At 31.6% G+C, this 22,797-nt stretch carries 22 protein-coding genes; 1 reads left to right on the plus strand and 21 read right to left on the minus strand.

Annotation, left to right across the window (positions count from 1 at the left end; translation table 11 throughout):
- Positions 1-23: 23 nt before the first annotated feature.
- The 10 genes from mraY to CPG45_RS01165 form a co-directional block, all read right to left on the minus strand.
- Positions 24-974, minus strand: coding sequence for a phospho-N-acetylmuramoyl-pentapeptide-transferase (gene mraY, locus CPG45_RS01120; RefSeq protein ID WP_096230244.1), 951 nt, complete (start codon positions 972-974; stop codon positions 24-26).
- Positions 974-2,347 (minus strand): UDP-N-acetylmuramoyl-tripeptide--D-alanyl-D-alanine ligase, encoded by a 1,374-nt coding sequence (locus CPG45_RS01125; protein ID WP_172856449.1) that lies wholly within the window; start codon positions 2,345-2,347, stop codon positions 974-976. The genes mraY and CPG45_RS01125 overlap by 1 nt, the downstream gene beginning before the upstream one ends.
- The gene (locus tag CPG45_RS01130; RefSeq protein ID WP_096230245.1) at positions 2,344-3,798 is read right to left on the minus strand and encodes a UDP-N-acetylmuramoyl-L-alanyl-D-glutamate--2,6-diaminopimelate ligase; all 1,455 of its coding nucleotides are present in this window, start codon (positions 3,796-3,798) and stop codon (positions 2,344-2,346) included. The genes CPG45_RS01125 and CPG45_RS01130 overlap by 4 nt, the downstream gene beginning before the upstream one ends.
- 87 nt (positions 3,799-3,885) lie before the next feature.
- Positions 3,886-5,994 carry a stage V sporulation protein D gene (locus CPG45_RS01135; RefSeq protein ID WP_502695812.1) on the minus strand — a complete coding sequence of 703 codons (2,109 nt, stop codon included), beginning with the start codon at positions 5,992-5,994 and terminating at the stop codon, positions 3,886-3,888.
- Entirely contained in the window at positions 5,973-6,404 is a 432-nt protein-coding gene (locus CPG45_RS01140) for a septum formation initiator family protein (RefSeq protein ID WP_096230247.1), read from the minus strand. Before CPG45_RS01140 ends, CPG45_RS01135 begins: the two co-directional genes overlap by 22 nt.
- Before the next feature lie 14 nt (positions 6,405-6,418).
- On the minus strand, positions 6,419-7,360 hold the full coding sequence (rsmH, locus tag CPG45_RS01145; protein ID WP_096230248.1) for a 16S rRNA (cytosine(1402)-N(4))-methyltransferase RsmH: 942 nt from the start codon (positions 7,358-7,360) through the stop codon (positions 6,419-6,421).
- Between the two features lie 9 nt (positions 7,361-7,369).
- Entirely contained in the window at positions 7,370-7,801 is a 432-nt protein-coding gene (mraZ, locus tag CPG45_RS01150) for a division/cell wall cluster transcriptional repressor MraZ (protein WP_096230249.1), read from the minus strand.
- A gap of 163 nt (positions 7,802-7,964) precedes the next feature.
- On the minus strand, positions 7,965-9,233 hold the full coding sequence (gene yfmH, locus CPG45_RS01155; RefSeq protein ID WP_096230250.1) for an EF-P 5-aminopentanol modification-associated protein YfmH: 1,269 nt from the start codon (positions 9,231-9,233) through the stop codon (positions 7,965-7,967).
- On the minus strand, positions 9,230-10,504 hold the full coding sequence (yfmF, locus tag CPG45_RS01160) for an EF-P 5-aminopentanol modification-associated protein YfmF (protein ID WP_096230251.1): 1,275 nt from the start codon (positions 10,502-10,504) through the stop codon (positions 9,230-9,232). Before yfmF ends, yfmH begins: the two co-directional genes overlap by 4 nt.
- Before the next feature lie 100 nt (positions 10,505-10,604).
- Complete coding sequence (locus CPG45_RS01165; RefSeq protein WP_096230252.1) at positions 10,605-11,138, minus strand: YhcN/YlaJ family sporulation lipoprotein; 534 nt, start codon at positions 11,136-11,138, stop codon at positions 10,605-10,607.
- Between the two features lie 181 nt (positions 11,139-11,319).
- On the opposite strand from CPG45_RS01165, the gene ychF reads away from it, so the two are divergent.
- Positions 11,320-12,411: a redox-regulated ATPase YchF gene (gene ychF, locus CPG45_RS01170; protein WP_096230253.1), complete on the plus strand. Its 1,092-nt coding sequence runs from the start codon at positions 11,320-11,322 to the stop codon at positions 12,409-12,411.
- 436 nt (positions 12,412-12,847) lie between these two features.
- On the opposite strand, the gene CPG45_RS01175 is transcribed toward ychF, so the two are convergent.
- From CPG45_RS01175 to CPG45_RS01225, 11 genes are all read right to left on the minus strand, one after another.
- A complete protein-coding gene (locus tag CPG45_RS01175) occupies positions 12,848-13,210 on the minus strand; it encodes a DUF2089 domain-containing protein (protein WP_096230254.1) in 363 nt (120 codons plus the stop codon).
- A gap of 308 nt (positions 13,211-13,518) precedes the next feature.
- Entirely contained in the window at positions 13,519-14,667 is a 1,149-nt protein-coding gene (thiI, locus tag CPG45_RS01180; RefSeq protein WP_096230255.1) for a tRNA uracil 4-sulfurtransferase ThiI, read from the minus strand.
- A 2-nt stretch (positions 14,668-14,669) separates the two neighbouring features.
- Positions 14,670-15,824 (minus strand): cysteine desulfurase family protein, encoded by a 1,155-nt coding sequence (locus CPG45_RS01185; protein ID WP_096230256.1) that lies wholly within the window; start codon positions 15,822-15,824, stop codon positions 14,670-14,672.
- Positions 15,825-16,005: 181 nt separating this feature from the next.
- Positions 16,006-17,505: a 4Fe-4S dicluster domain-containing protein gene (locus CPG45_RS01190; protein ID WP_096230257.1), complete on the minus strand. Its 1,500-nt coding sequence runs from the start codon at positions 17,503-17,505 to the stop codon at positions 16,006-16,008.
- Between the two features lie 15 nt (positions 17,506-17,520).
- Positions 17,521-18,681 carry a SpoIIE family protein phosphatase gene (locus tag CPG45_RS01195; RefSeq protein WP_096230258.1) on the minus strand — a complete coding sequence of 387 codons (1,161 nt, stop codon included), beginning with the start codon at positions 18,679-18,681 and terminating at the stop codon, positions 17,521-17,523.
- A complete protein-coding gene (locus CPG45_RS01200) occupies positions 18,678-20,396 on the minus strand; it encodes a [Fe-Fe] hydrogenase large subunit C-terminal domain-containing protein (protein WP_096230259.1) in 1,719 nt (572 codons plus the stop codon). Before CPG45_RS01200 ends, CPG45_RS01195 begins: the two co-directional genes overlap by 4 nt.
- Positions 20,393-20,638 (minus strand): (2Fe-2S) ferredoxin domain-containing protein, encoded by a 246-nt coding sequence (locus CPG45_RS01205; protein WP_096230260.1) that lies wholly within the window; start codon positions 20,636-20,638, stop codon positions 20,393-20,395. Before CPG45_RS01205 ends, CPG45_RS01200 begins: the two co-directional genes overlap by 4 nt.
- 94 nt (positions 20,639-20,732) lie before the next feature.
- The gene (locus tag CPG45_RS01210; protein ID WP_096230261.1) at positions 20,733-20,948 is read right to left on the minus strand and encodes a DUF3006 domain-containing protein; all 216 of its coding nucleotides are present in this window, start codon (positions 20,946-20,948) and stop codon (positions 20,733-20,735) included.
- A gap of 219 nt (positions 20,949-21,167) precedes the next feature.
- Entirely contained in the window at positions 21,168-21,263 is a 96-nt protein-coding gene (locus tag CPG45_RS01215; RefSeq protein WP_096230262.1) for a DUF1858 domain-containing protein, read from the minus strand.
- 78 nt (positions 21,264-21,341) lie between these two features.
- The gene (locus tag CPG45_RS01220; RefSeq protein WP_096230263.1) at positions 21,342-21,608 is read right to left on the minus strand and encodes a metal-sensitive transcriptional regulator; all 267 of its coding nucleotides are present in this window, start codon (positions 21,606-21,608) and stop codon (positions 21,342-21,344) included.
- A gap of 14 nt (positions 21,609-21,622) precedes the next feature.
- A complete protein-coding gene (locus CPG45_RS01225; RefSeq protein WP_096230264.1) occupies positions 21,623-22,738 on the minus strand; it encodes a glycosyltransferase family 4 protein in 1,116 nt (371 codons plus the stop codon).
- Positions 22,739-22,797: the final 59 nt, after the last annotated feature.

Genomic DNA, 22,797 nt, shown 5'->3' on the forward strand with positions numbered 1-22,797 from the left:
AATCCTCCTAATATAATTTCAAGTTAGCTTATACCATAAAATGATATAAAAACTGCTGCAAATGTTACTAACCAAAATACTGTTACTACCTTTGTCTCGGGCCACCCAGAAAGTTCAAAATGGTGATGCAACGGGCTCATCTTAAAAACCCTTTTCCCTGTGAGTTTAAATGAAATAACCTGAATAATCACAGACAATGCTTCAGCTACATATATTATACCTACAAGCGGTAATATAACCGGTAGTTTAGTAAGTGTTGCTAATGCCGCTATAGCGCCTCCAATTGCAAGTGATCCCGTATCACCCATAAAAACTTCAGCAGGATACCTATTAAATTTTAAAAATCCCAAAAGTGCTCCAGTCAGTGCAGCACCGAAAATTGTCAATGATGTATTGAACATAAATAATGCTATTAATGCAAAAAACGCAGTAACCATGAAAGAAACCCCTGTTGCAAGACCGTCAAGACCATCAGTTAGATTGACACTATTGACAGTACCGACAACAACAAACATTATAAAAGGAATATAATAATATCCTATATTTATTTCTCTTTTAATAAATGGGATAATTACTTCTGTTCCAATAAAATTTTTTGCAAAATATGCTAATATTATTGCGAGGATAAATTGACCCAATAGCTTTTGTCTTGCCGTAAGTCCCAATGACCTCTTATAATAGACTTTTAAAAAGTCATCCAAAAAGCCAATAAGTCCATACCCGATAGTAATGAAAAGGACTAATGCCATATATTTATCCCATTTTGAAAATATCATATCTGTTATAATCAGTGATAAAATAAATATAATACCGCCCATTGTCGGAGTCCCAGCTTTTTTTAGATGTGTTTTGGGGCCATCATTCCTAACATTTTGACCTAATTTTAGTTTTTTAAGCCATGGAATTATCAATGGTCCTAATAAAATACATACTAGAAATGATACTATTGTAGCAAATATCATCTTTTGCATCATTAAATAGCACTCTCCTGTAAAAATTTAACGATCTCTTCCATCTTCATACCCCTTGAACCTTTTATAAGATATACATCATTTTTCTTCATAATATTTTTTAATTTATCTATTGCTTCCTTGTTATCATTACATACAAATACATTAATAGATGACATTCCCTTTTTAAGTGCACCTTCAGCTATTTTTCTCGCAAGATCGCCAATGGTAATTAGAATGTCAATATTTGACTCTTTTACATATTCTCCTATTTCCTCATGGCCAATATTAGAATATTCGCCAAGCTCAAGCATGTTACCAAGTACAGCTATTTTTCTTCTATTATTAAAATATTTTAACACCGAAATAGCCGCTCTCATTGACCCGGGGTTTGCATTATATGCATCGTTAATGATCTTAATATTTTTAACATCAGTGATATTAAGCCTCATTGCTCCTGGTCTAAAATCTCTTAATGCCTCCTCTATATCTTCTTTATTGACACCAAATTTAATTCCTATACAAATAGCCGCTAATGAATTATATACATTATGCCGACCCGGAATGCAAAGTTCAATGTCCATTTCATCATTATCAATTAAGGCTTTATATTTAACACCATTTTCCATGCTTACTATGCCATATGCCTTGTAATCTCCATTATTTATTCCATATGTGTAATATTCAACACCATTTTTATTTAATAGCTTTATTAGCATATCATCATCAGCGTTTAGAACTATTGTATTTCCACATTTAAAGTCTTCGACAAGTTCAGATTTAGCTTTCAATATATTCTCCCTTGATCCTAATTTTTCTATATGTGCTACACCTATATTAGTATAGACAGCAATATCAGGCATCGCTATATTTTTTAGTTTCCTTATTTCGCCAAATCCGCTCATTCCCATCTCAACAACTGCTATACTATGCTCTTTTTTAAGTCTAAATATTGTCAATGGTAACCCTATTTCATTATTATAATTACCTTCCGTTTTTAGCACATTATACTTCTTTGATAAAACAGCGTATATCATATCCTTTGTAGTAGTCTTCCCACTGCTTCCTGTTATAGCTATAAACGGAATCTTAAACTTTTTTCTATAAAATGTTGCTAATTTATGTAAAGAATCTTTTGTATCTCTTACGAGTATTATTGGTTTATCATATTTGCCTTTATTTTCAACTGACTCAGTTAAAGCAGCAGATCCCTTTTGAAGTGCTTTTTCTAAAAATTCCTCCCCATTAAATTTTTCACCCTTTAATGGTATGAAAAGTTCACCTTCTTTTATTGTCCTAGAATCAGTACTTATTCCATTTATTGTTGTGTTTAAATCTCCAGATAATAATTCACCATTTACGGCTTTAATTATTTCTTCTATTTTTAAATCTATCAATTCTTTCCATCTCCATTTAATATATCTCTTACTATTTCCCTTTCATCAAAATGAATTACCTTATCTTTCAATATTTGATATGTTTCGTGTCCCTTGCCGGCCAATATTACAACATCATTTTCCTTAGCAATAGAAAGTGCGTATCTTATAGCCTCTTTTCTATTTTCTATAATTGTATATGGACAATTTGTCTTTTTAATTCCCTCTTCAATTTCATTTATTATTGTCATTGGATCTTCCGTTCGCGGATTATCTGATGTAATAATAGCATAATCCGCATACTCTCCTGCAATTTCACCCATGATAGGTCTTTTGCCCTTATCTCTATCACCACCGCAGCCAAATAACAGTATTTTCTTACCTACTTCATACTCATCGAAAACTTTCATTAAATTTTCAATGCCATCTGGTGTATGCGCATAATCAATAACAACATAATATGGTTTATCTATGTCAAGAACTTCAAATCTTCCTTTTACTTGTATCTTGCTCAATGACATTTTAACCGATTGAAGAGGAATTCCAAGGATAAATGCTACGGATATAGCAGCTAATGAATTATATACACTGAATAAACCTGGTATCTTGAGCACTATATCTTCCCTTTTGTCCTCTATTTGCACTTTATATTTGGCACCTTTTAAGCTATTCTTTATATCTTTTGCAATAATGTAAGCATAGTCTTTGATACCATATGTAACAACTTTCGCGTTTGAGTTCTCAATCATTAATGATGAATAATCATCATCAATATTTATTATACATGCTGTCTTTGCCATCCTAAAAAGCTTGGCTTTGGCATTCGCATAATTCTCCATCGTCTTATGAAAATCCAAATGGTCTTGTGTTAAATTTGTAAAGACAGCTATATCAAAGTCACACTCATCAACTCTGTCTAACGCTAAAGAGTGTGAAGAAACCTCCATAACTACGTATTTAACACCTTCATCTACCATAAGCCTTAAGTACCTTTGTAAATCAAGTGATTCTGGTGTAGTATGTTCTGATTGAAAAACCTTATCGCCAATCATATTATGAATTGTTCCGATCAATCCCACTTTATTGTTTTGACTCTCCAGTATAGATTTTATCATATATGTAACAGATGTCTTTCCATTTGTGCCAGTTACCCCTATCAAAAAGAGTTGTTTAGATGGGTTTCCATAATAGTTAGCAGCTATTTTAGCTAAAGCTTTCCTACTATCATTGACTTTAACAACCGTTACATCATCACTGACAGTAATATCTTGATCTAAGACTATTACATTAGCTCCAAGTTTTATAGCATCATTTATAAAATTTGTACCATCTACTTTAAATCCTTTAATTGCTACAAACATGGAGCCATCTTTACTGTTTCTCGAATCATAGCATATTCCTTTTATTTCAACATTTATATCACCTTTTACAATATTGTAGTCTATATCTTTCATCACATCTGCAAGTCTCATAATAGGCCTCCTATTTCATTATATACATTAATAGTATAGCACAATAATGCAGTTTGCATATATAAAAAACTGCATATTGTGCTTGAATTAATTTTCCAGTGGCCTAAAATCAACTTCGACAGTTGTACCTTTACCAACTTGTTCACCCTTTTCTGGTTTCTGGCTTGCAGCAACACCAGTACCATTAATTTTAATCTTTAGTCCCAATGAATTTAGTAGTTCTGTCGCTTCAGTAATAGTCTTTCCTTTTAGGTCAGGTACTTTTACTTCTTGGATATTATTATATTCATTAAGATATAATACAACCGTAGTGTTTTCTTCCACCATTGCGCCCGGTTTTGGCATTTGGTCCACTACAGTATTTCCCATACCTTCTATCGCAAATTGCAGTTTCTCATTTAATAAGGTATTTTGTGCATCCATAAGATTCATATTTCTCACATTTGGTACTTTAACTTGTGATTTCATTTCTATTCCCTTAGGTTTAATATCTAAATATGTCAATGTATCATATAATATACTTTTTACAACAGGCCCAGCTAATGCACTTCCAAAATGTGTTTCTGCATTTGGTTCATCAATTACTACTAATACAATTACCTGAGGATCATCAGTTGGTACAAATCCTATATATGATGCTACATATTTACCCGGTGTATATTTTTCCGTTGTACCCGTCTTGCCACCTACATCGTATCCTTCAATATATCCAGCTTTTCCTGTTCCTTCGGCAACAACGCTTCGTAGTATCTCTCTCATTGTTGCTGATGTCTTTTCAGATATAACCTGCCTTATAACCTTAGGTTTGAATTCTTTAACTGTATTTCCATTTGCGTCAACAATAGATTTTACTATACGCGGTTCCATCAACTTTCCGCCATTTGCAATTGCAGAAACAGCCCTTACCATTTGTAATGGTGTAACAGCTATACCCTGGCCAAATGCATTTGTAGCAAGTTCAACAGGTCCAACATTTTTTTCTTTCATTACAAGTCCTGATGCTTCACCTGGTAAAATTATACCCGTTCTTTCGCCAAACCCAAAAGCATGAATATATTTATATAATTTATCAACACCAAGTCTCTGCGAAACAGTTGCAAAAACTACATTGCAAGAATTTTGTACGCCTTGTACAAAAGTTTCACTGCCGTGTGTTGCCCAACAATTAATCCTTTGTCCTGCAACCATAATATATCCTGGATCATAAAAATGATCATTCGGACTTACAACACCTTCTTCTAATGCTGTTGAAGCAGTTACTGTCTTAAAAACAGATCCAGGCTCATACGAATCAGATATAGCTTTATTCCTCCAATATTTAAACCATTGATCATTTGGACCTGCAAATGGATTATTCGGATCATAATCTGGCCTTGAAGCCATTGCCAATATTTCACCTGTCTTAGGATTCATTACCAATGCTACTGCACCTTTAGTTGGCCTAGTATGAGCATAGCCTTCATCAAGTGCTTTTTCTGTAAAATGCTGTATATTAGAATCAATCGTCAATACTACGTTATAACCATCAATAGGAGCAACATATTCTTCAGCCCCATCACTCATTTTCCTACCAATAGCATCAACTGGAGATGATATCCTTCCGGGAATACCCCTTAAATAACTGTCAAATACTGACTCAACACCATCAAGTCCTTGATTATCTACACCCGTGAAACCAAGTATATGGGAGGCTAAATTTTTTTCAGGATAATATCTTTTTGTATCACCGGAAACTATTATGCTTGAAATATTTAATTTCCTAATCTCATTTGCCGTATCATCATCTACTCTTCTTGCTATCAAAACCTCTTGAACACTATTATTATTTAGCTTTTTTAATATGTCTTCTTTCTTTAATTTCAGTATTTCTGCAAGTTTTGTTACAACTTCATCTCTTTGATTAGACTTCAATTCTTTTGGAATTATACTAATTTTATTTGAGCTGGCGCTTTCGGCAAGTGCTTTTCCATTTCTGTCTAATATTAAGCCTCTTTTGGGCGACACAGTAACATCAAGTGTCCATTGTGGAATAGCTAATTTTTGATATGCCTCACTTTTTACTATCTGAATCCAGAATAGTCTTATTATAAGTACTAAAATTATGATTATGGTAAAAAACAATAAAAACAATATCCTTTTTTTAGTTGAAATGCTTGGTGATATATAAATCCCTCCTATCTCACCAGCAGTCCTAATATCCTCGCAAAAAAGTTTTTATTTTTACCATTATCATTTGTTTTATTTACCATAGTTTTATTAGTTTTACCTACATTGATATAAACAATTTGTCCCTTTTCAGGTTCAACCATACCCAATTTATTTTTCGCTACATCTTCAATCTTCTGTAAATCTGATAGTGATGCAATTTTAACTTTTAACTGCTGGTTTTGATTTTCAATTTCACTGACTTTTGACTCCATCTTGCTTAAAGCAACAGACTTTTGATATATTAATGCATATCTAAACAATAAGGTAATACTTAGAGAACCTATAAAAAAAATTAGCATGAGATTTTTTAACTTTTTGTTTCTTTTTGGTTTTTTAGATTTTTCTTCTTCATAATATGGTTTATAATCATAACCATAATTGTTATTCTCCAATACCAATTTATTCTTCCTCCTTATACTTTAGAACTATGTAGTTTTTCAGCTATTCTTAACTTAGCACTTCTTGCTCTTGGATTTATCTCAATTTCATTTTTTTCAGGTGTAATGGGTCTTTTTGTAATAATTTTTATTACCGGCTTCTTACCACATGTACATGGCATTTGTGGTGGACATGTACATGGATTTTCGAGTTTCCTGTATGTATTCTTGACAATCCTATCCTCTAAGGAATGAAATGTAATTATTGCAATTCTGCCCTCAGGTTTTAACACGTCTATCATGTCAGATATTGCATTATCAAGTCCCTTTAACTCGTCATTCACTTCAATTCTTATAGCCTGAAATGTTCGTTTAGCAGGATGTGGTCCTTTCCTTCTTGCTGAAGCAGGTATTGCATTTTTAATTATGTCAACAAGTTGAAATGTTGTTTTTATAGGACTTTTTTCCCTTTCATCAACTATAAACTTTGCAATTCTTTTAGCCCATTTTTCCTCACCATAATCATTTAATATTCTTGCTATATCATCTTCAGAATATTTATTAACAATATAATCTGCAGTAAGCTGACTTTCCTTATCCATTCTCATATCAAGTGGGGCATCATGCATATAAGAAAAACCACGTTTTGCTTTGTCAAGCTGATATGACGAAACGCCGAGGTCAAGTAAGATACCATCGACATTGGCAATATTAAACTTCTTTAAAATATCTTTAATATTTTTGTAATTATCATGTACGTATACAACATTGTTAAATTCCTTAAGTTTTTCTGACGCCGCACTTATCGCATCCATATCCCTATCAATTGCAATTAACTTACCCTTCTCAATTAACTTTAATATTTCATATGAATGACCACCACCGCCCAACGTTCCATCAACATAAATACCGTCAGGCTTTATTTTTAGATATTCAATTGTTTCTTTTAACAATACACTTTTATGTTTAAATTCCATAAGATCACCTTATATATTTAAATCATCAAGGTGTTCTGCAACATCTTCAAATGAAATGTCAACATTATTTGAATAATCGTTCCAAACTTCTTTACTCCAAATTTCGACTCTCGAAGAAACACCTATTATAACAACCTCTTTATCGATTTTTGCGTACTCTCTTAAATTAGTCGGTATTAATACTCTTCCCTGTTTATCTATTTCACATTCAGTGGCACCAGCAAGAAAAAACCTTGTAAATGCCCTTGCATCCTTTCTGTTAAGTGGTAGTGATTTAAGTTTCATCTCTATATTTGACCATTCCGCTAATGAGTATACAAAAAGACAGTTATCAAGTCCTCTTGTCAACACGAATTTATCACCAAGTTCCTCTCTAAACTTGGCAGGTATGATTACTCTGCCCTTTGCGTCTATTGTATGGTCGTATTGTCCCATTAACATATTAATACACCCATTTCCATTTCACATTAAACCACTTTGCACCACTTTAAACCACTTATTATGTTTATTCTATATAAAACTTAAAAATCCTTCAAAAATAATAAAATTTTTTCAAAAAAAAATAACGAGTTAAACTCGTTTTACAAAATATGTAATACTTAACTTAAGGTTTTATAACAGATAATACACAATTTTCTTCATTAAAGTGATTTTTAAATCTGTCTAAGACATCCTTATATGTTACCACATCAATAACTGAAGGATAATCAAGTATATTTATGTCCCTCATATAGTATGAAATAAAGCTATGTGATATACTTTCAACAGAATTAAATGCCCTCAAAAATCTTCCCGTTATTTTTTTCTTAATCCTATCAAAATCATCTTCGGTTATCTCATCCACTTTTTTTAATTCATCTATAATCTTTTCTTTCACTGATAATGGATCCTTTGATTGACCACCAATTATTGAATATCCATGATCAACTTCACCAACATATTCTGTTTCAAATGTAGTATCGATAAGACCTTCGTTATAGAGTTTTTCATAAAGATCCGAGCTTTTGCCCGCCAAAAGTTCCAGACATATCTGAGTAACAATGTCTTTTTTAAGAAGTTTCAAACCACCATAACCAATGTCCTTGTCTTTAAACCCAATATTAAACAAAGGCATTGAAACAGCCATTTTTTGCTCAACATATCTATTACATAAAGACTTAGGCTCGTCTGGATAAATTCTTTTGATTTCGCCTTGTTTTGTCTTTTCTTTTATGTTTGAGTTGACAATGTCAATAACTTCTTTATAATCTATATCACCAGTTACAAACAAAACCATATTTGATGGGTGATAGAAAGTTTTATAACACTTGTATAAAATATCCTTATCTATTTTTGAAATTGACTCAACAGTACCAGCTATATCAACTTTTACAGGGTGAACATTGTACAATCCACCAAGCATGTTAAAATATGACCTCCATGCAGGGTCGTCCTCATACATTTTAATTTCCTGTGCAATTATGCCCTTCTCTTTTTCTACATTCTCATCTGTAAAGTATGGATGCTGAACAAAATTTAAAAGAAGTTTTAAGTTCTCATAGAATTTGTCAGTGCTTGCAAAAAGGTAAGCGGTAGTTGTAAAATTTGTATATGCATTTGCAGAAGCACCTTCCTTAGAAAACTCCTCAAATATACTACCTTTTTCCTCTTCAAACATTTTATGCTCTAAAAAATGTGCTATGCCATCAGGAACATGTGTTACATCTGCTTCACCTGGTACAATAAATTTGCTATCATTGGATCCATAATGTGTTGCAAACATGGCATACTGTTTAACAAATCCTGTTTTTGGCATTATATATACCTTCAAGCCGCTTTCATGCTCATAATAGTACATCATTTCGCCTATTATTTTGCTGTATAGCTCTTTCATTTTTGAGTCCCTCCTTCTTTATTAGTCATAAAATATACAGTATCTAACTCTATCTTTTTTGAAACATCAACAACATCATTTATAGTCACTTCATTTATTTTATGTAAAAATTCGTCTATATCATAATCCAAATGTGCCAAATTCTGTGACAAATAAAAATCAGAAATCTGTGTTGCATTATCTTTTATAGAATTCATCGATGTATTTAATGCCTTTAATGTTGAATCAAATTCATAGTCAGTTATATTACCGTTTTTTATTTCTTCAATTTGTTTTAATATAATATCTAAAGCCTTCTGATAATTTTTTATTTCTATACCTGACATTATAAGCATAAGGCCTTTAAATCTTTCAAGCCTTGAATGCGCATAATATGCAAGACTCGCCTTTTCCCTAACATTCATAAATAATTTTGAAAATGGACCACCACCAAGAACCCCACTATATACAAGAAGCGGGAAATATTCGCTATCACTCGGTTTTACATTTGTTCTAAATCCTAATGTCAATTTACCTTGTGTAACATCTAATTCTTCTCTTACATAATTAACTTTTTCTATTTTCTTATATATCGGAGTATCCGGTATATCGATGATATTATCTCTATTGATATTAAAATATTTTTCGAAAAAATATTTGATTTTCTCTTTGTCAACATTCCCTGTTACATATATGTCAATTGGCAATGTCCTTATACATTTTTTATAATATTCATAGAGATTAGATTCATCAATTTTGTCGAGGTAATCTACATTGCCAAGCTCGTATATAGAATAATTCTCATCTTTGCACATTTCTTCTATACACCTATCGACAGCATATTTTGTCTTTTCATTTATCCTTGAATTTATTAAATTTCTTTGTATTTCTTTTTCCTGGTCAACGTATATTTTATTAAACCCATTATTCACAACTAATGGATTCAATAATATATCTGCTAAAAATTTAATTCCTTCTTCTGTAATATCATCTTTAATGTAGTTACTATCGGCTATCTCTAGTCTAAATTGTCCTATCTGCCTTTCACCTTTTTTATATACTGAAAACAATAATGTAGCACCATATAAACCCTCTAGATATTTAGTTATTTCTTTATATGTTTTAATATTCTTACTTCCTCTTTTTAATACTGAAGGTAACAAAGCAAATTCTGTGGCGTCATCTCCAAGCTTATTATGTATATAAATGTTTATCGTAATTGTTTTAAATTTTTTCATTTGATTTATGTAGAGATTTATACCATTACTAATTTTATCCTTATAAATGGACATATTTTATCACTCCTTCTATAATAATCCAATTGACCTTAATTATATTTCAAATATTATTTTGTGTCAACAAAATATAAACCCGGGTTTCCCCGAGTTTATCCTATGCACTTGGTGTGATTCTCTTTAAAATCTCTGCAATCTGTTTAGTAAATTCTGATAATGGCCTGCCAGCGGCTATACCTTTTGCAATATTATTGAGTCGTGTATATAGATCTGGATCCGATGTAGTTGAAACATGTTTTATTCCCTTATCAGTATCTCTTACAATCTTTTCAACCTTCTTCTTAACTTCAGTCTCATGTGCACCTTGTACCTTTGATTTCATATCAATACCGACAATAGCAGTGTTACCCGATATTACGACTGTCGCTTTATTTACTTCCGGTATTTTAGCAACATTTGTCGCAATTCTTGCTGCTCTAGCACTTTCAGGTGCCGGTCTTCTTGCCGGTACCGGAGTTGTTGGTGCAGGTGTTGTTGGCGTCCTTTGCGGTGCCGGTGTTGTCATCCTTGGTGCAGGTGGTGTATATCTTGTAGGACTGGGTCTTTTAGCAGGCTTACAACCTGTTAATGATATAGTTAAAGCCATTATCAAAGCTAATAACATTAAAAAAAAGTTTCTTGCCTTTTTCAATTCAAACACCTCCCATAAATATTTTGCTCACATAAATGTAATTTATTATTATACCATATGTATATTTTTGGTATATCTCAATATCATTTGAACTTTTATCATATTTCATATATAATTCTATTTGATGCAATTTGTAAAAATTTTTATACATAAAATTTTAAAACATCACGGAGGAATATAGATGGAAATAGGTATAGTAGGATTACCTAATGTTGGTAAAAGTACAATTTTTAATGCTATAACACAGGCCGGTGCTGAATGTGCGAATTATCCTTTTTGTACAATAGAACCAAATGTCGGAATTGTATCAGTTCCTGACAATAGACTTTATGAACTTGCTAAAATAGTAAATCCACAGAAAATAATTCCAGCAACTATTAAATTCGTGGATATAGCGGGGCTTGTAAAAGGTGCAAGTAAAGGTGAAGGACTTGGAAATAAGTTTTTATCACATATAAGAGAAGTTGATGCGATACTAAATGTAGTAAGGTGTTTTGAAGACAGCAACATTACGCATGTGGAAGGTAATATAGACCCAATAAGAGATATAGAAATTATAACACTTGAATTAGTGCTTGCAGACTTGGAAGTTATAGAAAAGCGCATTGCAAAAACCTCAAAGTATGCCAAAAATGATAAAACTGCTGCGTTCGAACTTAATATATTAGAAAAAATTAAAAATGTACTAGATGCTGGTAAACCTGTACGTAATATCGATTTTGATGAAGAAGAACAGGCTTTTGTGAATCAGCTTATGTTATTGACATCAAAACCTGTAATGTATGCTGCAAATATATCTGAAGACGACCTTATATCAGGGGAAGAAAATGAATATGTGAAAAAACTTAAAGAATATGCATCAAATGAGAAATCCGAAGTAATAGTTATATCAGCGAAAATTGAAGAAGAACTATCATCATTACCAGATGATGAAAAAAGCGAACTACTTTCTGAATATGGTTTAAAGGAACCAGGACTAAATAATATAATAAGGCACGGATATTCTTTGCTCGGTCTTATTACATTTTTCACAGCCGGCCCAAAAGAAGTAAGAGCTTGGACAATAAAAAATGGTACAAAAGCACCGCAAGCGGCTGGAAAAATCCATACAGACTTTGAAAAGGGATTTATAAGAGCTGAAGTAATATCGTATAAGGATTATGTTGAATCCGGCTCTGAAACAGCAGCAAAAGAAAAAGGATTAATGCGACTCGAAGGCAAAGATTATGTTATGGAAGATGGAGATGTTGTTGTATTTCGGTTTAATGTATAAAATAGCTAAATGATTTTCTTACAGGGTTTTTAATTTTAAAATTTTAGCCCATGGATCGTAAATATTATCCATGGGCCGATGCTGTAGCTCCTTTAGTGATAGTCAATGATATCAAGCTTTTACGTTAGATATTAATTTATATCATAGCATTTCTTTTCATCATCTATTTATGAAACCTCCTTTAATTATATTAATATTAGCGTTTGATGTTAATGCAACTATCTCGACCTTTTTATTAGATAACTCATAATTTTCTGTTTTACCTTCTGCATAATTTCCGCTTCTATTATCTAAATACAATGCAGGAAAATCAACCTTACATCTTCCATTTGTTGTATTCAGATTAAAAGAAATTCCACATCCTTTTTCAATGTTGCCTACATTAATAGAAGAATTAGAAGTCCTTAAATCTCTTCATTCATATATGCTTCTCTAATCATTCTTCTTTTAATAATTTCAGTGCTTCTTGTGCCGTTATCTCTCCGATTTCCAGCCTTTCTAACACTTCTTTTTTATTTACAGTCGGCCTTTCCTCAACTTTATAACCTAAAGCAATTATAAGATTGTCAAGCTTAGTTCTTATTGTTGGATATGAAATGCCAAGCTCCTTTTCCATTTCTTTAATATTGCCTCTGCATTTTATAAAGACTTCCATAAAGTCTCTCTGTTCTTTTGATAAATAACAGAATTTGCACATCTCAAAATCACCTTCCATAGATGTGCCACATTTAGGACAGGTAAGTTTTGTAACAGTGAATTTTTCATTGCATATAGGGCATCTTCCAATTACTTCATTCAAATATATCACCACCCAAAATTTCTTCTTTTTGTATCAATTTTTTATTGTTGATTATATTATAACACATGTATCAATATATTCAATATTTATTTCAATATATTTTATAATATTTTGTTTAATATTTAATTATTTTAATTTTTATTTTCAATATATTAATCTTTTCTTAAAACAATGTTGTATAAAAGTATAAAATAAAATTAAAAATAAAATATTTTTTAAGCAATTTAATAAATTAGTGATCTTAATATTCAAATTCATACAACGAATAAGGGTTCGATTTATCGAACCCTTATTACAATAATTAATATTCACTCAGGTTTTATTTTAATTTGCTCTACGTTTAGATTATCAATATAATATTGATAATCTAAATTTTTCTCGCCTTCAATTACATCCTCTAGTACAGGTTTTATAAGAGGATGTTTAGGTACAAATATAGTACAGCAATCTTCATAAGGCCTTATTGATATGTCATATGTTCCAATTTTTTGCGCTAACTCTACAATTTCACTCTTATCCATACCAATTAAAGGCCTAAAAACGGGCATTTTCACTACTGCATTTGTGCAGTAAAGACTCTCAATTGTTTGGCTCGCAACCTGTCCTAAACTTTCGCCTGTGACAAGTGCCATAGCGTCATATTTCCTAGCTATATTTTCGGCTACTCTCATCATCATTCTTCTCATTATTATAGTTGTCATTTTGGGAGGACATTTATCATAAATAGCGAGCTGAAAATCTGTAAAATTAACTACATGAAGATATATTATTTGACCGTACTCAGTCAATGTCTTGCACAAATCAATAACTTTATCCTTAGCTCTTTCCTGCGTATATGGTGGACTGTGAAAGTAAATAGCTTCTACTTCAACGCCTCTCTTCATCATCATCCATGCAGCAACAGGGCTATCAATTCCACCTGATAAAAGCACCATCGCTTTTCCATTTGTACCAAGTGGCATACCTCCAATGCCGTCTATAACACCTATATATAAGTAAGCCCTTTCACGTATCTCAATATTTAAAATAACGTCGGGATTATGAACATCAACATAAATATTGTCTACATTTTCTAACACCTTTGCTCCAACCATACGGCTTATTTCCATGCTCTCATAGGGAAATGATTTATTTGGTCTACGAGTCTCTACTTTAAAGCTCTTTCCTGAATGCTCTCTCATTATATCAATGGCGGTTTTATATATTGTTTCAATGTTTAAATCAACTTTTTTAGCAATCGTAATACCGACTATACCAAAAACCTTTTTTAATTTATCAATGATATCATTCACATTTCCTGGATATTCAATATAAATTCTGCCGTGAGTTTTCTCCACTTTTATATCTTCATATCCATTTAATGCATTTTTTATATTTTTTACAAGTTTGTTTTCAAAATATGTCCTATTGTCACCTTTTAATGCTAATTCACCATATTTTACTAAGATTAAATCCATTTTTACCTCCTTTTATACTTTCTTAAAAGATTAACTTTTTCTTTTAGGGTATCAATCGTATAGTCAATTTCATTTTCTGTATTAAATAAACCAAGTGAAAATCTAATAGCACTTTCAATAAAATCATGGCTTAGTCCAATTGATTTCAAAACGTGACTTTCAGTTTCTTTATGTGATGAACAAGCAGAACCCGTTGAAACATATATACCTTTTTCTTCCAAAGCATGTAATAGCACTTCACCTCTTACGCCCAAAAAAGACACATTTAATATTTGCGGTGCGCCATTATCAATATCGGGACCATTCAAATGAACATCAGTTATCTCACTAATAATTCCGTCATATAACCTCTTTTTTAGGGCCATTAGTTTTGATGTATAAGTTTTAAAATTTTCGCTTATTAATTTACATGCTAATCCAAGGCCTGCAATACCCGGCAAGTTTTCTGTACCTGATCTAAGATTGCGCTCTTGCCCACCACCATATATTATAGGTTTTATTTTAGTACCTTTTTTTATATAAAGCGCACCAATACCCTTTGGGCCATGTATCTTGTGACCACTTATTGATAATAAATCTATATTTTGATCCTTTACATTTATATCAATTTTACCGATAGCTTGTACACCATCTACATGATAATAAGCTATATTTGATTTTTCTTTTAATTTAGCTATCATATCAATAGGTTCGATTGTACCTATTTCATTATTTACACCCATTATCGAAATGAGTATGGTTTTATCGTTTATAGCTTGTTCAAGCTCTCCTAAATTAATTTTGCCATTTTTATCTACATTAAGATATGTAACATTATACCCCTCTTCTTCTAATTGTTTCATGACATTTAAGACAGATGGATGTTCGATTTTTGAGGTAATAATATGATTTCCCATCCTCTTCATTCCATATGCTATACCACGTATGGCAAAATTATTTGATTCTGTACCACCGGACGTAAAAACTACATTATCTTTCTCAGATTTTATTAATTTTGCTACACTATCTCTTGACACATCAAGGATCTTTTCAGCTCTATATCCTTTTAAATGTATCGATGAAGGATTGCCATATTCATTATCCAATACATCAACCATTTTATCAATTACTTCTTTTCGAACTCTCGTTGTTGCGCTATTGTCGAGGTACACTTCCATTTATACCAATCCTCACATATTTTCTATATTTAACATATATATTATATGTTAATGTCAGCTTATATTTCAACTCTAAAAAGAAAATTAAAAGGTTCGACAAATCGAACCCCTATGATAAACATATTAATACTTATACTTTTATTTAAAAAGAGAAAGTTTTGATTCTCTTTTTAAGCTTCTTTCAATGATTTATTTGTATTTTTTTTTCGTGTGGCACATGAAAATCAACTTCATCTGTATCGAGCTGGTCAATTCTTTCTTTTATATTTTTGTATGTCGATGTATCACCAAATTTATTTACTGCTAACTTTGCTTGATTTACATTGTTATTGATAACACCAGCACCTCCAATGCATCCGCCAATGCATGCCATTCCTTCTACAAAATTATTGGGAAGTTTTCCCGCTTTCATTATTTTTAAAGTTTTATTGCATTCCTCAAGTCCATTGCAAATAACTGGATTAAGTTCTATATCAACGTCCATTTCTTTTATTGCTTCTTTCACAGCTTCTAATACGCCGCCAGACCTTGCAAATTTTCTTCCAAACAGTGTTGCATCCTCAACTTTCATGTCTTCCTGCTCTTTGATATCTATTTCCGCTGCATCAAGTACAGCCACCATTTCTTCAAATGTCATGGCATAATCCGTTATTCCTTTAATTTCATCTCTCATGATTTCTGATTTTTTGGCGGTACATGGACCTATAAAAACAGTTAATGCAGCAGGATCAAACTTTTTAATGTATTTTGAGATAGCCGTCATAGGTGATACTGTTGTCGATACATTTTCAGCAAGTTCAGGATAGCTTTTCCTAATATGTGTCACAAATGCAGGGCAGCATGAGCTTGTCATGACTTTTATATCACCTATTTTTTCGCTAAATTCTTTTGCCTCTTCTGTTGCAACAAAATCAGCTCCAAGTGCAACTTCTATAACATCTGTGAATCCTAATTTCCTTAAAGCAGATTTAACTTGCCCTACTGTTGCATCTTTAAATTGAGATGCTATAGCAGGTGCAATTAATGCATAAACCTTTTTTCCGCTTTTTATAGCTCTTATTATGCCTACGATGTATGATTTATCTGTTATAGCACCAAATGGGCATGCCAATGTGCACGCTCCACATGAAGTACATTTCTCATAATTAATAGCCGCTTTTAATTCTTCATCCATAGTTATTGCTTTCGCTGTACAAGAGCGTATGCATGGTCTTAAAGTATCTGATATCGCATTATATGGACATGCATCTTTACATCTGCCACATTCAATACATTTATCATAATCTATATGACTTCTCTTATCTATAATAGATATAGCACCTTTCGGACAAACCTCTGTACATTTATGTGTTAAACAGCCACGACATGCTTCTGTAACCCTGTATCTTTTGATAGGACATTCTTCACAGGCTATATCTAGTATTTGTATAATGGGTTCCTCGCCTTCGATGGCATATTTCATAGTTCTTTTTAAATTTTTACCCATCGCTACTTTTATTCTCTGCTCGAGGATAGCTCTTTCTTTATACACACAGCATCTAAATCTAGGTTTTGTGCCAGGAATTATTTCGTATGGTATTTCATCATATTCTTCATCCAGCTTATCTTCTAATGTTAATTTTGCTACTTTGTATAATACCTCATACTTTAACATCTGAATATCGGAATTAAATTTAAACAAGATTATCTACCCCTTCTAAAAATAATTAACTTCTATATTTTTATTTAACTTGTATAATAAATCAATAAGTTCTTCTACGATTTTAATCTTTATCCTTAAATCTGTAGGAAAATCAGGATTTTGGTGTGCACTATTAACGGCTTGACCGACTAAAAAATTAATATCCGTAGAATAATTTAATATCTTAAATAATTTTGTTGCGCCATCTTTTTTAGAATATTTAAGTAAATCTACATTATTATTTTCAATGTAATCCTTAAAAAGTTCTACAACCCTTCTTAGAGTTAGCACACCTTCTGTTACTAAATCAATACCATCTATCTTAGCAATAGGAGGTATATCAGGGTCAATATAATCAGTTGTAGTCAATACTTTTTTATTTAGTACTCTTCCTACAATTTTTGCAGCAGTACCACCACATACTACTTTCAATCCTTCACTTTTTACCAGTTTCTTAACAACCCATTCGTCCATATTTTTAAGAATTGGCGGTCCTATCATAACTGTAACTTTTTTAGATTCATTTGCTTTAATCACTATAGCAGTAGCATCATCACCAGGCTTATTTCTATACAAATTTTTACACGTTGTTATAAGTTGGTAACATATATCTGAAGAGTCATCTAACACCTTTATAGTTTTCTCTAAATACTGTGATACATTTTCCCATTGCCAACCGAGATTTAAGATGCCTCCAACACCGGCATGTATAACCCCGTCTGATACAAGTACTAAAGTATCATTTAACTCTAGCTTAAATGAACTTTCGTATATCTTCTTATCGCCTATGACTATTAAATCCTTATTAATTTTTTTAGGAAGGCCATTTTTAAAATAAAATACTGAAGGATTATCATATTCAACAATATGAACATTATCACCTTCTATCGATACTACTGTAAATGTAGAATATGCTATATTTCTTTCGCTACATATTGGTAAAGTATGTGCCACTGTATCAACAACATCAGATAATTTAGAGCCCATATCAAGCATCTTTGATACAATTCTAGATGTAAGTGTTGATAAAATGTTAGCTTTTACTCCACTACCAAGGCCATCTGCGAGTACTGCCATGACATAATCTTTTTTACGTATAATTTGTACACTATCACCGCACAATTCTTCACCATATTTATTCAGTGAAGCATGTGCAACATCAATATAGTAACTCATTCGTTATCACCTTGATTCAATAGCATATCCTTCATCCTTGTCAATATCACTTTCGTTTCTGCTGTTGTCTCTCCAAGAAGGCTTGCTATCTCCTGAGCTACTTTCATTTGTCTGTCTATAACTTGCTGTGCAAGTTCGTAATTCTCTTTTTTTACCTTAGAAAGAGCATCTTTCTGCTTTTCAATTTTGGTTATGTCTGTAAAAATTCCAATTGCAATTTTATATTCCTCTAAATAATAAATACTCTCTATTGCAACTATGCCATAATTCTTAAAGGATACTTTTTTGTTATATATATTTTTCTTATTTTCTATGACATCTTTAAAATCTGATATATCAATTATTAATGACAAATCCTCGTTTTTAAGCATAGCAGAATTTACAAGAAACATCTTTTCAAATGCCCTATTCATGTCTTGTATTTCATATTTATTGTTAATAGCAATTATAGCATTAGGTGTAGAACCGATGATAATATTCGATAATGTTTCGGCCCTTCCTCTCATGTATGGCATACACATATAGGGTTCAGCCATACCGTTATATACTGCAATAGCTTTTTCACGACATGTATCATATCCACATGCACCGCAATTTAATTCATCGTCTTTTGTAAATTTACCAATCCGTGACAATATATTTTTTATATCATCTTCAGATGGTACTTTCCATTTATCGCTTAAATTAATAAATTTTCTTGTAAGGTCTGGTATTGAATCTATATTTAAAGTATTTTTAGCATGGTACTGACTTTTTAATTTTGAATAATTCAATACTTCTTCTCTTCTTTTGACAATGCTTTTATTTATTTTACCAAATGCTGGACCATTGATACAACTGCCATTACAAGTATTCGCTTCTATCCAGTATCCATGCAAAACACCAGACTTTATATCATTTAGCAAACCCCTAATTTCATCAATAGAAGAAACCGAAACAACATTACGTATATTCAAATCTACATCCATACAGTCGATTGTTTTACCTTCAATTGGATATAATTCAAAAGGAATATCTACATCGTTAAAATCCCTATAATCATCAAGACTCTCTACATCAATTTCTTCTTCTTTTAACCAGTCATTAATTTCCTCAAAAGTAAGAACTGCATCAATAGCATTTTCACAACTAAAATCATTCATTTCAACTTTTTTAGCAAGACACGGTCCTATAAATACAACTTTTGTTTTATCACCATAGATTTTCTTTATTGTCCTTCCAATAGCTATCATTGGTGACACAACAGGTACAAGACAATTTATTAATTCTGGATAATATTTTTCGACTAAATAATTTACTGATGGACATGACGTAGTAATCAAATTGTCATATGACAAATCGTTATAGTATTTTTCATACTCTTTTGTTATTAGCTTAGCACCAATGGATGTCTCCAAAATCAAATCAGGTCCTAACATTTTAAGAGCATTAATAAATTTAAATGAATTCTCATAGCCTACAAGTGCTGGATACGAAGGTGCTACAGTAAAGATAACTTTCTCCCCTTTATTCAAAAACATCTTAACCGTTTCGATATCCGAGCGCACTGTTTTAGCATTTTGCGGGCATACATTTAAGCATCTTCCGCAAGCGATACACATGTAATCAACTATTTCCGCTTGTTCATTATTAACTTTTATAGCTTTTACAGGGCAATATCTTATACATTTATAGCAGTTTCTACAGTTGGCTTTCTTAAAATTAATAACGCTCATTTTATATTTGCCAAAATATTTTCTTTAAAAAATTTTTGAACTAGATTTGATTTAATAGAAAGACATTCACCATTATTTATTTTAATAGAAACTGCCCTCATGCAATTGCCCATACAAAAATCTGCTTTTAGCTCCACTTTGCCCTCAAGATTATAATCCTTTATATATCTTTTTAGTATATTGATAACGTCATATGAACCTTTAAGATGGCATGAGCTTCCAACACAAACAGTAATAGTCATAAAAATCCCCCGTATACTGTATACAATAATCTTACTACAAAATTATATTTACGTACATAATAGTTAAATTATTAACAAATAAACACGTAAAAAATTAATCTTCTTCAAATACATCTTCCATTAATTTTTTCAATTTACGTGCCCTTTTAACTGTTTCTTCTTTATTTACATTTAAAGAGATGTCAATAACGTCCCCTTCCATAACATTGCTAGGAAGATATTTTACAGGAATATTTATTTTCTTTTCATCGTCAAGTACAACAACAGCTACATCATCTTCAATTCTATCAACAACACCATGAACCCTCATGTGAAACACCTCTTTCATAAATATTATACATCTTTTATAATAGATTATCAATATTATTAAATATCTTTAACAATTTTAATAGGGTTTGAAAAAAATCAAACCCTATTAGACATAAACCTAATCTTGATTAATTTTATTATTTAGATCTTTTAATAAATTTTCTAAGTTTACCCCATACATTCGAGCGGCCCGCTCGATACTCATGTAGAGTGCACCACCTCATCCAAAGCATCTTATACCATTATTTTTAAATACATTTTCGAGCTTTGGATATTTCTCTAGTACATCAAATACAATCATATCCTTACTAATCATTTGTCACCCTCCTTTACCCCCCTTATATATAGGGGGTGGTAACTTTATTATATAATAGGACTTTATTATATTCAACTATTATTTAAGAAATTTAACTAATAAATTAACTACACTTTGCATATCCTCAAATGATATTTTGCCATCTTCATTTGAAAGAAGACATTCCTGTGCATGTTCATTGATAATAGACAATCCAACCTTTTCAAGTGATGACCGAACAGCAGCAATTTGCAAAAGCACATCAGAACATCCTTTGTTTTCTTCAACCATTTTCTCTATTCCTGCTATATGGCCTTTTATTGTCTTCAATCTCAGCAATATATCATCTTTTATATTTTCACTCATAATTAACGCACCCTTCAATTTATTTTTATCCCTTTATTTAGTTTTTCATAAATGATTTTCATTTCTTTTTTGAAAATTTCGTTCCAATCATATGATATCGCCAATTTTCTACCATTTTGTCCACATATCATCATTTTATTTTTTCCATTGATTAATTCTATGGTTTTTTCAATATAATCAATAATATTATACTCTATTGTTATACCACATTCATTATTTTTTATCAAATCACCAAGATCCCCTATATCAGTTGCAATAACAGGCAACCCTGATGCCATATATTCTATCGCTTTTAAAGGAAAAGAATATTTTATTAGTTCCGTCGGAAATAAAGTGCATAATCCAATATCCGCTTTTTTAAAATAATTTGGTAAATCATTGTATTTTACTATTCCATTAAAATGTACATAATCATCTACCATATAATCCCTTGCCAATTTTCTAAGTGTAGGTTCATATTTACCTCTACCAATAATTTCAATATATACATTTCCACACTCTCTTCTTAAAATTGGTAATGCTTTTATAGGCAATTCCATTCCAGACCAATGTTCCAGAGAACCACTGAATATGAGACAAATACCTTCATGTATTGCTTTTTCATTTTTAAAGATTTCGTAATTAACACCATTTGGTATGTAATATGGTGTAATCCCAGTCATATGTTCCCTCAGTTCTACTAAATGTTGATTAACACTAAATGTTACATCAGAGTTTTCTATGCAGTATTTTTCCATGTATTTAGTCCTATTATAAACATCTTCATATTCAAAGAAAGCTGGAAAATAGTCGATGTCCTCATAGGCCAAAAAATTTATTTTTCCTGCCTTGAGAAGTTCTACTGCTGTTATGCCTGCCCATGGACCTTGTGCAATACATACATCGTATTTTTCACTATCAAGTTCAATATAACTTTTATAAAGTGTCATCGGACTAAAAAGACTCGCAAATTTTACTGGTATACCTATATATTTTATCATTTCATCCTTCTTCTTTAATATACCTAAGTCATCATAACGGCAGAATACTACAGTCAAATCATATTTACCTTTTAGAAATTCTATAATATGGTGGCTCCTTTGTGGCAACGAATTTAATATATCTATAAAAGTTATAAATAATATCTTCACAATACCCCTCCTAAAGCATTTATGTAAAAAGCCAGCTTTTGCTGGCTTTTTTGTTCATT

The sequence above is a fragment of the Thermoanaerobacterium sp. RBIITD genome, from assembly GCF_900205865.1.
Lineage (GTDB): Bacteria > Bacillota > Thermoanaerobacteria > Thermoanaerobacterales > Thermoanaerobacteraceae > Thermoanaerobacterium.

Bases quoted from the DNA above. Each gene is read 5' to 3' on its own strand.
- mraY (WP_096230244.1), bottom strand. From the start codon at position 974: ATGATGCAAAAGATGATATTTGCTACAATAGTATCATTTCTAGTATGT.
- CPG45_RS01130 (WP_096230245.1), bottom strand. From the start codon at position 3,798: ATGAGACTTGCAGATGTGATGAAAGATATAGACTACAATATTGTAAAA.
- rsmH (WP_096230248.1), bottom strand. From the start codon at position 7,360: ATGGAATTTAAACATAAAAGTGTATTGTTAAAAGAAACAATTGAATAT.
- mraZ (WP_096230249.1), bottom strand. From the start codon at position 7,801: ATGTTAATGGGACAATACGACCATACAATAGACGCAAAGGGCAGAGTA.
- yfmH (WP_096230250.1), bottom strand. From the start codon at position 9,233: ATGAAAGAGCTATACAGCAAAATAATAGGCGAAATGATGTACTATTAT.
- yfmF (WP_096230251.1), bottom strand. From the start codon at position 10,504: ATGTCCATTTATAAGGATAAAATTAGTAATGGTATAAATCTCTACATA.
- ychF (WP_096230253.1), top strand. From the start codon at position 11,320: ATGGAAATAGGTATAGTAGGATTACCTAATGTTGGTAAAAGTACAATT.
- thiI (WP_096230255.1), bottom strand. From the start codon at position 14,667: ATGGATTTAATCTTAGTAAAATATGGTGAATTAGCATTAAAAGGTGAC.
- CPG45_RS01185 (WP_096230256.1), bottom strand. From the start codon at position 15,824: ATGGAAGTGTACCTCGACAATAGCGCAACAACGAGAGTTCGAAAAGAA.
- CPG45_RS01195 (WP_096230258.1), bottom strand. From the start codon at position 18,681: ATGAGTTACTATATTGATGTTGCACATGCTTCACTGAATAAATATGGT.
- CPG45_RS01200 (WP_096230259.1), bottom strand. From the start codon at position 20,396: ATGAGCGTTATTAATTTTAAGAAAGCCAACTGTAGAAACTGCTATAAA.
- CPG45_RS01205 (WP_096230260.1), bottom strand. From the start codon at position 20,638: ATGACTATTACTGTTTGTGTTGGAAGCTCATGCCATCTTAAAGGTTCA.
- CPG45_RS01210 (WP_096230261.1), bottom strand. From the start codon at position 20,948: ATGAGGGTTCATGGTGTTGTTGATAGAATTGAAGATGATGTAGCTGTT.
- CPG45_RS01215 (WP_096230262.1), bottom strand. From the start codon at position 21,263: ATGATTAGTAAGGATATGATTGTATTTGATGTACTAGAGAAATATCCA.
- CPG45_RS01220 (WP_096230263.1), bottom strand. From the start codon at position 21,608: ATGAGTGAAAATATAAAAGATGATATATTGCTGAGATTGAAGACAATA.